12 protein-coding genes are annotated in these 12,232 nt (G+C 62.2%); 4 read left to right on the top strand and 8 right to left on the bottom strand.

The window, feature by feature from the left end; all coding sequences use genetic code 11:
• Positions 1 to 63: 63 nt before the first annotated feature.
• Positions 64 to 549, top strand: coding sequence for a 2TM domain-containing protein (locus ACB037_RS15085; protein WP_045523772.1), 486 nt, complete (start codon positions 64 to 66; stop codon positions 547 to 549).
• 126 nt (positions 550 to 675) lie between these two features.
• On the opposite strand, the gene ACB037_RS15080 is transcribed toward ACB037_RS15085, so the two are convergent.
• Genes ACB037_RS15080 through lptD form a run of 6 tightly spaced genes read right to left on the bottom strand, consistent with a single transcriptional unit; the run spans position 676 to position 7,474 of the window.
• The gene (locus tag ACB037_RS15080; RefSeq protein WP_039040022.1) at positions 676 to 1,497 is read right to left on the bottom strand and encodes a symmetrical bis(5'-nucleosyl)-tetraphosphatase; all 822 of its coding nucleotides are present in this window, start codon (positions 1,495 to 1,497) and stop codon (positions 676 to 678) included.
• Positions 1,498 to 1,503: 6 nt separating this feature from the next.
• A complete protein-coding gene (gene apaG, locus ACB037_RS15075) occupies positions 1,504 to 1,866 on the bottom strand; it encodes a Co2+/Mg2+ efflux protein ApaG (protein ID WP_010673206.1) in 363 nt (120 codons plus the stop codon).
• A 4-nt stretch (positions 1,867 to 1,870) separates the two neighbouring features.
• Complete coding sequence (rsmA, locus tag ACB037_RS15070; protein WP_010673207.1) at positions 1,871 to 2,683, bottom strand: 16S rRNA (adenine(1518)-N(6)/adenine(1519)-N(6))-dimethyltransferase RsmA; 813 nt, start codon at positions 2,681 to 2,683, stop codon at positions 1,871 to 1,873.
• Positions 2,673 to 3,668: a 4-hydroxythreonine-4-phosphate dehydrogenase PdxA gene (gene pdxA / locus ACB037_RS15065; protein ID WP_080944220.1), complete on the bottom strand. Its 996-nt coding sequence runs from the start codon at positions 3,666 to 3,668 to the stop codon at positions 2,673 to 2,675. Before pdxA ends, rsmA begins: the two co-directional genes overlap by 11 nt.
• A 50-nt stretch (positions 3,669 to 3,718) precedes the next feature.
• A complete protein-coding gene (gene surA / locus ACB037_RS15060) occupies positions 3,719 to 5,011 on the bottom strand; it encodes a peptidylprolyl isomerase SurA (protein ID WP_010673209.1) in 1,293 nt (430 codons plus the stop codon).
• 30 nt (positions 5,012 to 5,041) lie between these two features.
• Positions 5,042 to 7,474, bottom strand: a complete 2,433-nt coding sequence (lptD, locus tag ACB037_RS15055; protein ID WP_371175519.1) for an LPS assembly protein LptD — start codon at positions 7,472 to 7,474, stop codon at positions 5,042 to 5,044.
• Positions 7,475 to 7,648: 174 nt separating this feature from the next.
• On the opposite strand from lptD, the gene ACB037_RS15050 reads away from it, so the two are divergent.
• Genes ACB037_RS15050 through djlA form a run of 3 tightly spaced genes read left to right on the top strand, consistent with a single transcriptional unit; the run spans position 7,649 to position 10,168 of the window.
• Positions 7,649 to 8,659: an aminoglycoside phosphotransferase family protein gene (locus tag ACB037_RS15050; RefSeq protein ID WP_371175518.1), complete on the top strand. Its 1,011-nt coding sequence runs from the start codon at positions 7,649 to 7,651 to the stop codon at positions 8,657 to 8,659.
• Complete coding sequence (gene murU, locus ACB037_RS15045) at positions 8,656 to 9,324, top strand: N-acetylmuramate alpha-1-phosphate uridylyltransferase MurU (RefSeq protein ID WP_323879718.1); 669 nt, start codon at positions 8,656 to 8,658, stop codon at positions 9,322 to 9,324. Before ACB037_RS15050 ends, murU begins: the two co-directional genes overlap by 4 nt.
• A 19-nt stretch (positions 9,325 to 9,343) precedes the next feature.
• The gene (djlA, locus tag ACB037_RS15040) at positions 9,344 to 10,168 is read left to right on the top strand and encodes a co-chaperone DjlA (RefSeq protein ID WP_104454692.1); all 825 of its coding nucleotides are present in this window, start codon (positions 9,344 to 9,346) and stop codon (positions 10,166 to 10,168) included.
• Positions 10,169 to 10,252: 84 nt separating this feature from the next.
• Here djlA and ACB037_RS15035 read toward each other — a convergent pair whose 3' ends face one another.
• Together ACB037_RS15035 and ACB037_RS15030 are read right to left on the bottom strand one after the other, a co-directional pair.
• Entirely contained in the window at positions 10,253 to 11,608 is a 1,356-nt protein-coding gene (locus tag ACB037_RS15035; RefSeq protein WP_045523766.1) for an NCS2 family permease, read from the bottom strand.
• Positions 11,609 to 11,863: 255 nt separating this feature from the next.
• Positions 11,864 to 12,193 (bottom strand): hypothetical protein, encoded by a 330-nt coding sequence (locus ACB037_RS15030; RefSeq protein WP_201901547.1) that lies wholly within the window; start codon positions 12,191 to 12,193, stop codon positions 11,864 to 11,866.
• Positions 12,194 to 12,232 lie beyond the last annotated feature (39 nt).

Below are 12,232 nucleotides of genomic sequence, written 5' to 3'. Positions count from 1 at the left end.
GTCGTGTCGCCTCTCATCCCCTTCCCCTATGCTGGCCCTGTCAATCACCACAAGGAGCGCAAGATGATCGTCAGGAAGTTGAGATTGCAACGGGGATGGTCCCAGGAACAGCTGGCGACCCTCACTGGCCTGAGCGTTCGCACCATTCAGCGAATAGAGCAGGGCCAGCAACCTGGACTGGAATCCCTCAAGGCCCTGGCCGCCGTCTTCGAGCTCGATGTGACCCAACTGCAGGAGAGCGAGATGAAAGGGAATGAGGGCGAAGATCGGGGACGCGTGCAGGTGGCGCGGGATGAGCGGGAGGCGATGAAGTTCGTGGAGGGGCTCAGGGGCTTCTACGGCCACCTCATGAGCTATGTGCTGGTGATAGGGGGGCTGTTCATCATCAACTACCTGAGCAACCCGGATTATATCTGGGCCTGGTGGCCCATGCTGGGCTGGGGGTTGGGATTGGCTTCTCACGCCATCAACCTGTTCCAGCCCTTCAAGCTGTTTGGCCCGGAATGGGAGCGGCGCCAGGTCGAGAAACGGCTGGGGCGCAGGCTCTGATCCGCTCATCATGAAAAAACGGGCCCGGCATTGCCGGGCCCGTTCTGTTTTCAGCTCCATTTCGCAGGAGAGGGCATTGCTGTCCTCTCAACGGCGGATCATTCCCTTGTTCCGCAAAGAGCCGCTCTACTTGGCATAGGCCGGGCAGGGGGTGGCGATCAGGGCGTCGTCCTCGTAGCGCCACAGGGTGAGGCTGTTGCCCCAGACGCACCCGGTGTCGAGTCCCTTGATATCGGATTTGCCGGTGTTGCCCATCAGGGCCGCCCAGTGGCCGAAGACCAGGATGGGGTCATCCACATGGTGCTCGCGCTGCTCGAACCAGGGGCGCAGGCCCGGGGTCGATTCGGTGGGGCCCTTCTTGCATTTGAAGTCGAGGCGCCCGTCGAAGTAGCAAAAGCGCATCCGGGTGAAGCTGTTGATGATGTAGCGGTAACGCTCTATGCCCAGCAGGTTGTCGTTCCAGCTGTCGGGCTGATCGCCATACATGTTGTGCAGCAGCCAGCTGTACTGATCCCCGCGCAGCAGGCTCTCCACCTCCCGGGCGCAACTGCGGGCGGTGTGGGCGTCCCAGGCGGGGGAGAGGCCCGCATGCACCATCATGATGGGCAGGTCGGGGTGTTCTGCCAGCAGGGGACGGTGACGCAGCCACTCCAGCAGCTCGTCCCGATCCGGCGCCTCCATCAGCGCCTGCAGCTTGTCTTTCTTCTTGAGCGGGGCGACCCCGTGGGCCACCGCCAGCAGGTGCAGGTCGTGGTTGCCGAGCACGGTGACGGCCTGCTGCCCCAGTGATTTGACGAAACGCAGGGTGTTGAGGGAGTCCGGCCCCCGGGCGACGAGATCGCCGCACAGCCAGAGCGTGTCGTTATCGAAGTCGAACTCGGCAAGATCCAGCAGACGGCGCAAATCGTCGTAGCAGCCCTGGATATCACCGACGAAACAGTTCGCCATGAAACCTCAGTTGATTATGTTGGGGACGGCCAGCGTGAAGGGGGCGATGGGGGCTTCGAATTGTTGCCCCGATTCATCCTGCAGGATGTAGCTGCCTTCCATCACGCCAAGCGGTGTGGCGAGGGGAACGCCACTCTGGTAGGAAAAGGTCTCGCCGGGGGCGATCAGGGGTTGTTCACCGACCACGCCGGGACCTTCCACTTCCAGCATCTTGCCATTGGCATCCGTAATGAGCCAGCGTCGATGCAGCAGTTGCACCGTGCCCGGACCCAGGTTCTCAATCTCGATGCGATAGAGAAAATGGTAGGGATCTGCGGTTCCCGCCACATAGCTGGGGTGGGGGCGGACCACTATCCGGGCTTGGGTCATGGGATCAGGCCTGTTGCTGGTCGGCCAGCCAGTTGGCGATCGTGACGAACTGCTCGAGGGAGAGATTCTCCGGGCGCAGGTTGCCATCGATGCCAAGCTCGGTCAGCTGGGCGTCGGTGATGAAGTTGGAGAAGCTGTTGCGAATGGTCTTGCGACGCTGGCCGAAGCCTTCGGTGCAGACCCGGTTCAGGCAACGAATGTCTTTGGCGACGATAGTCGGGTTCTTGTGCGGGATCAGACGTACCACGGCGGAATCCACCTTCGGCGCCGGCTTGAAGGCGCCCGGGCCCACTTCCAGCACCGGCACGACCTGACAGTAGTACTGGGTCATCACGCTCAGACGGCCATAGGCCTTGCTGCCCGGGCCGGCGGCCAGACGCAGCACCACTTCCTTTTGCAGCATGAAGTGCATGTCCTCCACCCGGTCGGCAAATTCGCACAGGTGGAAGATGAGGGGGGTGGAGATGTTGTAGGGCAGGTTGCCGAAGATGCGCAGCGGCCCCTTGCCTTCCCCCATCAGGGTGCTGAAGTCAAAGCGCATGGCATCGGCTTCGATGACGGTCAGCTTCTCTTTCAGGGTGGGGTGTTCGCGCAGACGTGCCGCCAGATCACGGTCCAGCTCGACCACGGTCATCTTGTCCATCTGGGCGGCGACCGGCTCGGTGAGCGCAGCCAGACCCGGGCCTATCTCCACCAGATTCTGACCCGGTTGCGGGTTGATGGCGGCCACTATCTGGTCGATCACATACCGGTCGTGCAAGAAGTTCTGACCGAAACGCTTACGGGCCGTGTGGCCCATGTGCACCTTACTGCTCATATCTTTTTTTCTCTACCATCTGGATGGCGTGGTTGATCGCGGTGGTGAGGCTGCCGGGGTCTGCCAGGTTCTTGCCTGCCAGATCCAGCGCGGTGCCGTGGTCCACCGAGGTACGGATGAAGGGAAGTCCGAGGGTGATGTTGACCGAGTTGCCAAAGCCCTTGTACTTGAGCACGGGCAGCCCCTGATCGTGGTACATAGCGAGTACCGCATCCGCATCCTTGAGGTATTTGTCCTGGAACAGGGTATCGGCCGGCAGCGGGCCGACCAGATCGATCCCTTCCTGGCGCAGGGCGGCCAGGGCGGGTTCGATGACATCGATCTCTTCACGGCCCAGATGACCCCCTTCCCCGGCATGGGGATTGAGGCCGCAGACATAGATCCGGGGGTGTTCGATGCCGAACTTGCGCTTGAGATCCGCATCCAGGATGCGGATCACCTTGCCAAGGCGATCTTCGGTGATGGCTTTGGCCACATAGGCAAGGGGAATATGGGTGGTCGCGAGGGCCACTCTCAGCCCTTCGGTGGCCAGCAGCATCACCACATCGGCGGTGTCGGACTGCTGGGCGAAGAACTCGGTGTGACCGCTGAACGAGACGCCCGCCTGGTTGATGATCCCCTTGTGCACAGGCCCGGTCACCACGGCGGCGAATTCGCCGCTCAGGTTGCCGTCGCAGGCGCGCTGCAAGGTGGCCAGCACATAGGCGCCGTTACCCTCATCCAGCTTGCCTGGCACCACGGGGGCGCCGAGCGGCACGGGGCAGACGGTCAGAGTCCCCGCCCGCTGCGGACGGGTGGGGGCGCTTTCGTCATAGGGTTCAAGCTCGACGGACAGCCCTAGCAGGGCGGCCCGTTCGCGCAACAGGGCGGGATCGGCGATCACAACCAGCTGATGGGGCCAGGCCCGCTGGGCAATCTGCAGGACCAGATCCGGGCCTATGCCAGCCGGTTCACCCGGGGTGATAGCAAGCCGGTGGCAGCTCAGTTGTGCCTCGGCGTGCCCTGGATGCACCTTGTTCATCTGCTTGTCGCCCATCAATTGGGTTCGATCTGGATGTAGGCTTCGTCGCGCAGCTCATCCAGCCAAGCCTGGGACTCTTCGGCGAAGCGGCGGTTGAAGATGAGCTGGTAGGCGCGTTGCTCCTGGGCCTTGCCGGTGGCGTCCTGGCTGCGGCGATCCTCGAGCTGCACGATGTGCCAGCCGTGGCTGGTGCGGAAGGGTTCGCTGATCTGGCCCGGTTGCAGGCGACCCAGCATGTCGCGGAATTCCGGCACATAGACGTTGGGATCAGACCAGCCCAGCTCGCCACCCTGCACCGCAGAGCCCGGATCCTCGGAGTATTTCTCTGCCATGCTGGCAAAGCTGGCCTTGCCGCTCTTGATGTCGTGCAGGATGCCGTCCAGGGTGCCCTTGGCCTTCTCCTCGCTCAGGATGATGGAGGGCTTGATCAGTATGTGGCGCGCCTTGACCTCGGTCTGCATGACCTGTTGCTGACCCTTGGTGTCGAAGATCTTGATGATGTGCAGACCGGCGCCGGAGCGCAGCGGGCCGACGATGTCACCCTTGCCGGCCCCTTGCACGGCTTCCGCCATCAGGGTGGGCATCTCCTGCGGGCTCAACCAGCCCCAGTCACCCCCTTCCAGCGCCTTGGGACCGTTACTCTCGGCAATAGCCAGCTTGCGGAAGTCGGCACCCTCTTTCAGGGACGCCAGAATGCGCTCGATCTTGGCCTTGGCAGCGTTGAGCTGCTCGGCATTCGGGTTGTCCGGCAGCGCGACCTGGATATGGCCGATATGATATGACGTCTGCTGCTGGCCCTGTTTGCTCAGGGCCTCGACCACCTGTTTGACCTCCTGATCGGAGATGTTGATGCGACGGCGGACCTGGCTGCGGCGCACCTCGTTCATCAGGATCTCGCGGCGCACCTCCTCACGGTACTGGGCGTAGGTCAGGCCTTCCCGCTCCAGTTGGGCGCGCAGTTGCTCCAGGTTCATCTTGTTGTCGGCGGCAATGCTCTGGATGGCCTGTTCCAGCTGGGTGTCACTGATCTTGAGCCCCTGGCGCTCCGCCAGTTGCAGTTGCAGGCTCTCCTGGATCAGGCGATCCAGTGCCTGCTTGCGCAGGGTGACGTCATCGGGCAGGGACTGGCCGCTCTCCTGGGCAGAGGCCTTGACCTTTTGCACCAGGGCCTCCTGCTGACTGGCCAGCACCACATCCTTGTTGACCACGGCCAGCACCTTGTCCATCAGCTCGGGGGCGGCGAGGGCACCCTGGCTCATGACTCCGAACAGGCCTGCGGTCAGCAGGGAAATCAACGTCTTCTTCATATCCATCTCTCAAGGCGTTTGCCAGACCGGTTACTGGTCTCGCAGGTTAAACGGACGAATGTAAGGCAGTGCTTCGGTGTCCAGGGAAGTGCCCTTGGAGCCGGTACCCACGCTACCCAATCCTTTCATTTCAAATTGAATGCCGAGGCTGCGCTCGGACGTCGGGGTCAGGTTCACGTTGTCTGGCGTGTTGACCCATTCCAGGTTGAAGTTGATGCTCCAGCAGCAGGAGTCGTATTTCAGACCCACCTTGCGGTCCACTTTGACGTTCTGGTTGAGCTCCTGATAGTAGCCGCCATAAAGGTGCCAGCGATCGTCCAGCGGGGTGGTCAGCAGCAGGCCGATCTGGTTGAGATCCGTCACCTGGCCCTTGTGGTCGAGGTCGTAGTTGGCATCCCGCACGAAGCGGTGGTTCAACTGGCTGATCAACTTCTCGTGACGGTATTCCAGGGCGCTGTTGGCAGAGCTTATCTGGCGCTGTTCCATATCATATTGTGCCCCCGCATGGGCATACCACTGCTCGTTGATCTTGGCGTCACCCTCGAACGACAGCGGGGAGCGGGTATTGGTGCTCAGCTCATCGCTGCTGTAAAGCTTGACCCTGGGCGCAACGAAGTCGAAGGCTTGGGCAACGGCCAACCGGATTCGTTCATCCCCGGCCGGATCATAAATACGGGTGGTGACCCCCAAGGAGAGCCGGTTGGAGTCGCTGATGCGGTCCAGACCGGCGAAGCGGCGATCGCTGAAGAGGCTGTAGTAGTCCTGGCGCATGGTGGTGGAGTCATAGACACCGATGTTGTCCTGATCCTTGTAGGGCACATAGAGGTACTGGAACTCAGGCTCCAGGGTCTGGTTGGCTCCCTCACCAAACCACTGCTGATCCCGCTCGAAGGTCATGCCGCCCTTGAGACGGAACGAGGGCAGTACCCGGGTGATGGCCCCCTCTTCCAGGGTGACGTCGCCGCCCTCTCTCGGGGTGAAACGATTGGTGAAGGTGCTGCTCATCTGGTCAGGCACCGTCTGGTCGTAACGGGTGTACATCAGCTTGTACTGGCTGTCGAGGAAGTAGCCCGCCTCGTCAACGAGGGGGATGGTCAGGGTGGGGGCCGTGTAGACCCGGGTGCCGGTGTAGGCTTCCCCCTTGTTCTGCTCGATGGCCTGATCGTTGTTGTAGCCGAAGTTGGTCAGCTCGGTATTCCATGCCAGATCGTACCAGTTGCCCTGCTGGTAGTAGTTGTGGTTGATGCGCGGCATCAGCTCGTGGGGTTGCTGGGCGCTGGCCAGCAGGATCTGGTAGGTCCGTACCTCGGCATCGAGGTTCCAGTTCTGCTGGTAGTAACCTGCCTTCAGGGATTGCTGCAACTGGTTGTCGACCTGGGTCCCGACCTTGGGGGTGAAGTCGTTGAAGTAGTTGTAGTCCTGGTCCCGTACCTTGGTGTAGTCCACCGACACCCGCATGGCGTTGTCCATGAACATGGAGGTGTGGCGGGCACTCAGCAGGTAACGGTGACCGTCAGAGAGATGCTGATTGAGGCTGGCCGTCTCGTCGTACTGCTTGTCGTCCGCCAGGTTCTCGAAGTAGAGACTCCCCACGTGGGCCGGGTCCGGCATGTAGCGGAACTCGACCTGTTCCATCAGGCCCCGTCTGTCCATGAAGCGGGAGGTGATGGTGGCATCGTAGTTGGGGGCGATGTTCCAGTAGAACGGCTGGGTGATGTCCATGCCGTTCTTGGAGCTTTGGGTATAGCCCGGGTAGAGCAGACCGGTCTTGCGCTCATCCTTGATGGGGAAGTTGATATAGGGGAAGTAGAAGACCGGATAGTCATAGAGCCAGAGGCTGGCGTTCCAGGCCTCCCCGAATACCTCGGACTGATCGATGTCGATGCTGCCGGCCTTCAGGGTCCAGGCCTCCTGGCCCGGTGGGCAGGTGGTGTACTGGGCCCCTTCCAGAGTGATGTTCTGGTTGTTGTTGGTCATGGTCACCTTTTCGGCAAAGCCGCGCACCGGTGAGCCATGGACCTGATACTTGCCCTCTTCCAGCTCGGAGTTCTTGGTGTCCAGGTTGGATTTCAGGGTCTTGTCGCTGGTGACCGTGATCTGGCCATCGTTGTAATAGATGTTGCCGATGGCGATGACATCCCGGCTCTTCTGGTCGAGCTGGGCATAGTCGGAGTCGAACTTGCGCACGCCCTGGCGCACCTTGACGTCACCCTCGTAGACGGCGGTACCGCCCTGCTTGGCCTCCAGGCGATCGGCATCCACCTCGACGGGCTGGGCATTGGCGTCCTGGCCCGCAGTGGGCTTCTCTATCTTGGGGACATAGTCATAGCAGAGGCTGTCGAGGATCCCGGTAGCGGGTGGCGCATTGAGTGGCGCTGCCTGGGCCATGAGCGGGCTCAGGGCAGGAACAAGGCTGATGGTCAGGGCGATGGGACAGGAGTATCCCAGTGTCCATTTTGTCATGTGAAAGGCTCGCGCAATCCGTAGTAAAAACGGTGGATTCAGGGCATGCATTTTATGTCAGGATCCATCGAGTTGACATTGCATGTCATTGCTTTATGTTAGCCGGCAATGATAAAGCATTATTGCGGCCAGGGCTAACAGCCAAGTGCTGCTTTCCAATTTGGTTCCCGACTCATGCACGATCGCGCTTCCCTGCTTTTGCAATGGGCTCGCCGGATTTCCGGTGACGCCAACCTCTCGTTGACGCTTATTTCCGGTGACGCCAGTTTCCGCCGCTACTTCCGGGGCGGCGGTCTGGTGTGGGTGGATGCTAATCCGAAAACCGAAAAAAATCATGAATTCGTTCGCAATGCGGCCGCCCTGCACGATGCGGGGCTGCTGGCCCCCGAGGTAAAGGGGGTCGACTACGAGCAGGGATTGCTGGCGGTGACGGATCTGGGGGATACCCAGCTTATCGGCTGCCTGAACGAAGCGAGCGTACTGGTCTGGTATGGCAAGGCCATCGCCCTGCTGCCAGGGCTCGGCGCCGTGGCGCTCGAGCTCGAGCCCTTCGATGAGGCCTTCATGGCCCGCGAAAATGCCATCTTCCCCGAGTGGTTGCTGGGACATCACTTGCAACTGGCTCTGAGTGATGAAGAGCAGCAGTTGCTGGCGGAGACCTTCGCCTGCCTCATGGCGAGCAACCTGGCCCAGCCACAAGGAGTGATGCACCGGGACTTCCACAGCCGCAACCTGATGGTGTGCGGCGGGACGAACCCGAAGGAGAGCGACCTCGCCCTTATCGACTTCCAGGACATGGTCATCGGGCCGCTGAGCTATGACCTGGTCTCCCTGCTCAAAGATTGCTACGTGCGCTGGCCGGACGTGGTGATCGAGCAGGGCATGCGACTTGGCTTCGACACCCTGCAAGGGGCCGGTCTGCTCGGCAATCTGGACTATGCCGCGTTTCGTCGCGCAGCCGATCTCACCGGCATGCAGCGCCACCTCAAGGCGGCGGGGATCTTCACCCGCCTCTATCACCGCGATGGCAAGGCCGGCTACCTCAAGGACATTCCCCGTACCCTGGGCTACGTGGTCGATGTCTGTCGCAGCCATGGCGCCGCCTATCCGGTGCTGGCCCGCTTCGGCCAGTGGCTGGAGCAGGTGGTGCTGCCGGGATTGGCGCGCACCGGGGTGACACCATGAAGGCGATGATCCTGGCCGCCGGGCGCGGCGAGCGGATGCGTCCGCTCACCGATCTGCTGCCCAAGCCGCTGCTGGCGGCGGGGGGCAAGCCGCTCATCGTGCACCATATCGAAAAACTCAAGGCAGCCGGCGTGACCACACTTGTCATCAACCACGCCTGGCTCGGACACAAGCTGGTGGCGGCCCTCGGCGATGGCAGTGCACTCGGGGTATCCATCCACTGGTCGGCCGAAGAGAGCGCGCTCGAGACCGCCGGCGGCATCGTGCAGGCGCTGCCCCTGCTGGGCTGCGAACCCTTTCTGGTGATCAACGGCGATACCTGGCTCGACCTGGATTATCGCGCTCTGGTGAACCAGCCGCTTGGGGAGGATCTCGCCCACCTCTGGCTGGTGCCCAACCCTCCCCAGCACCCGCAAGGGGACTTCTCCCTGCAAGCGGGTCGGGTGCTGGACACCCCGGCCCTCACCTTCAGCGGCGTCGGCCTCTATCAGCCCGCCGCCTTTGCCGGCTTGCCCTGCGGGGCGCGCAAGCTGGCCCCCCTGCTGCGCGACTGGATGGTGCAGGGACGGGTGGGTGGCAGCCTGCTGGCAGGCGAGTGGCGCGACATCGGCACAGTGGATCGGCTGCGCGAGCTGGACGAGCAACTGCTCGCCGGCACCCATTAACTTCACGAGGTCTTGAACCATGCGTATTTGGGGCAAGGTGCTTGGCACCTTCTTCGGTTTTCTGCTCGGCAACATCTTCGGTGCCCTGCTGGGCCTGTGGATCGGCCATCGCTTCGATCGGGGCATGGGGATCCGCGGTGCCTTCCAGCGGGCGCCCAGCCAGCAACAGCAGGCCGTTTTCTTCCATGCCACCTTCGCCGTCATGGGCCACATCGCCAAGGCGAGCGGCCAGGTCACCGAGCATGAAATACGGGTCGCATCCAACCTGATGGACAGGATGCGGCTGGCCGGAGAGCAGCGGGTACGGGCCCAGGAGTCATTCCGCCAGGGCAAGGAGGCGGACTTCCCCCTGCGCGAGACCCTGGCGGAGTTTCGCCAGGCGAGCCTGGGGCAGCGCGACATCCTGCGCTTCTTCCTCGAGGTCCAGCTGCAGGCCGCCTTCGCCGACGGTCAGGTGGAGGCGAACGAGCGGGCCATCCTGCAAACCATTGCCGACGAGCTGGGGTTCAGTCGCATCGAGCTGGCCCGCATTCTGGCAATGGCCGAGGCCCAGATGAACTTCTTCCACCGCCAGCAACAGCAGGGCAGTGGCCAGGGGCAGCAATACCGCCAGGAGCCCCCCTCCCGGGATCGCCTCAAGGATGCCTATCAGTTGCTTGGGGTGAACGAGAGCGACAGCGATCAGGAGATCAAGCGTGCCTATCGCAAGGAGATGAGCAAGCATCACCCTGACAAGCTGGCCGCCAAGGGATTGCCCCCCGAGATGATGGAGATGGCCAAGGAGAAGACCCAGGAGATCCAGCAGGCCTGGGAGTGGATCCGTGAGGCCCGCGGTATTCGCTGAGCCCTGAGCCCGCCATAAAAAAATGCCCGTCGATGACGGGCATTTTTGTTTTCAGAGTCTGGTTTTCTTTTCATGGAAGAAAAATCAGTGGGCATCGACCCAGACAAACTTGAGGACGAAGAGCAGGGCTACCACCAGCACGCAGGGGTTGATCTCGCGCCAGCGGCCGGTACCCGCCTTCATCACGCAGTAGGAGATGAAGCCGACGGCGATCCCCTCGGTGATGGAGAAGCTGAACGGCATCATGACGGCGGTCATGAAGGCCGGCACCGCTTCGGTCAGGTCTTCCCACTTCACCCGGGTCAGCTCGGAGCACATCAGCACGCCCACGTAGATGAGGGCGCCGGCTGCGGCGTAGGCCGGCACCATGGCGGCCACCGGAGAGAAGAAGATGGCCAGCAGGAACAGGATGCCCACCACGATGGCGGTCAGGCCGGTGCGACCGCCGACGGCGACGCCGGAGCTGCTCTCGATGTAGGCCGTCACGGACGAGGTCCCCATGAAAGCGCCGCCGACGGAGCTGACGCTGTCCACCACCAGGGCCTGCTTCATGCGCGGGAAGTGCCCCTTGTCATCGGCCAGCTTGGCGCGGTTGGTCACGCCGATCAGGGTGCCGGAAGAGTCGAACAGGTTGACCAGCATGAAGGAGAAGATGATCCCGGCGAGGCTGATGTCCAGCGATCCCATCAGGTCCAGCTGGCCGAAGACCGGTGCAATGCTCGGCGGCACGGAGACGAAGCCCTTGAAGGTGACGTCGCCGAACAGCCAGCCCAGGGTGGTGGTCACCACGATGGCGATGAGCACGGCGGAGTGGACGCCGCGGGCGGAGAAGATGCAGATGAGGAAGAAGCCGAGCAGCCCCAGCAGGCAGGGTAGGGAGGTGAGGTTGCCCACGGTCACCATGGTGGCGGGGCTCGCGACCACGATGCCGGCATTGTGCAGGCCGAGCAGGGCGATGAGCAGACCGATGCCGGCGGTGATGCCGACCCGAAGTGTCAGAGGAATGTTGGCGATGAGCCAGTAGCGTACCCGCAGCAGGGTCAGGATCAGCAGGCCCAGCGCACCCCAGAAGATGGTGCCCATGCCCACTTGCCAGGAGTAGCCCATGCCGGCCACCACCACGAAGGCGAAGAAGGCGTTGAGGCCCATGGCGGGAGCCAGGGCGATGGGCAGGTTGGCCAGCAGACCCATCAGGATGCTGCCGATGCCGGCGATGAGGCAGGTGGTAACGAACACGGCCTGGGTATCCATGCCTGCCGCAGAGAGGATCTGCGGGTTGACGAAGACGATGTAGACCATGGTCAGGAAGGTGGTGATGCCGGCGATCACCTCGGTGCGGGCCGTGGTGCCATGACCGCGCAGGGCAAACAGGCGCTCGAGCAATCCCTGCCCGGCAGCCGGGCTGGCGGTCTGCCCGGTAGCGTGATGTGGTTGATTCATGTTGGATTCCAATGGGTGACGTGAAATAGGCAGCAGGGGGCCCGGCCCATCCATGCGGGGCGACGGATCCTGATTCTGGCGGTGAAGTGACCAGACTCGTCCTGATACCGTGACAGCGCGCACATTTTCACACAGGCGGCCAGGTTTACAAACCCCGGATGTGCGAGGCGGATCAATGAATAGAGTAAAAATTCAAACGTTTTCCCTCAGAGGCAGGAGAAAGGGGACCAATAGAGCCCCGTTTCCACATCGGGATCAACGGTTTTTCTGGTAGCGTTCGATAAGCTGGCTCAGCACGGCATCGCTCTGCTCCAGCAAGGGATCGAGGGCCAACCCCATGCGTTGCAGCAGCAGGGTGGCCTGGGTTTCACTCAAGGGGCGGCCATCAAGGAAGTAGGCCTGCTCGGCCAGTTGCTTGTCATGGCGGGGCAGCAGCACCCAGTGCACCCGTCGGGGTTCGATGACGGCGAGGATCCGGTTGGCGGCCGCGCAGAAGGTATCGATGTGCTGCTTGCCATCCGGCCCCAGGCAGCCGGGTTCGAGCCGGATCTGGATGGTGAGTCTGGTGGTGGAGGCTTGGGTCATGGGTCGCTATCGCTGGGGAATAGGTGGAGATTGTAAGTC

Source organism: Aeromonas sp. S19(2024), from assembly GCF_041402625.1.
Lineage (GTDB): Bacteria > Pseudomonadota > Gammaproteobacteria > Enterobacterales > Aeromonadaceae > Aeromonas > Aeromonas caviae.
This window is presented reverse-complemented; position numbering and strand designations above follow the sequence as displayed.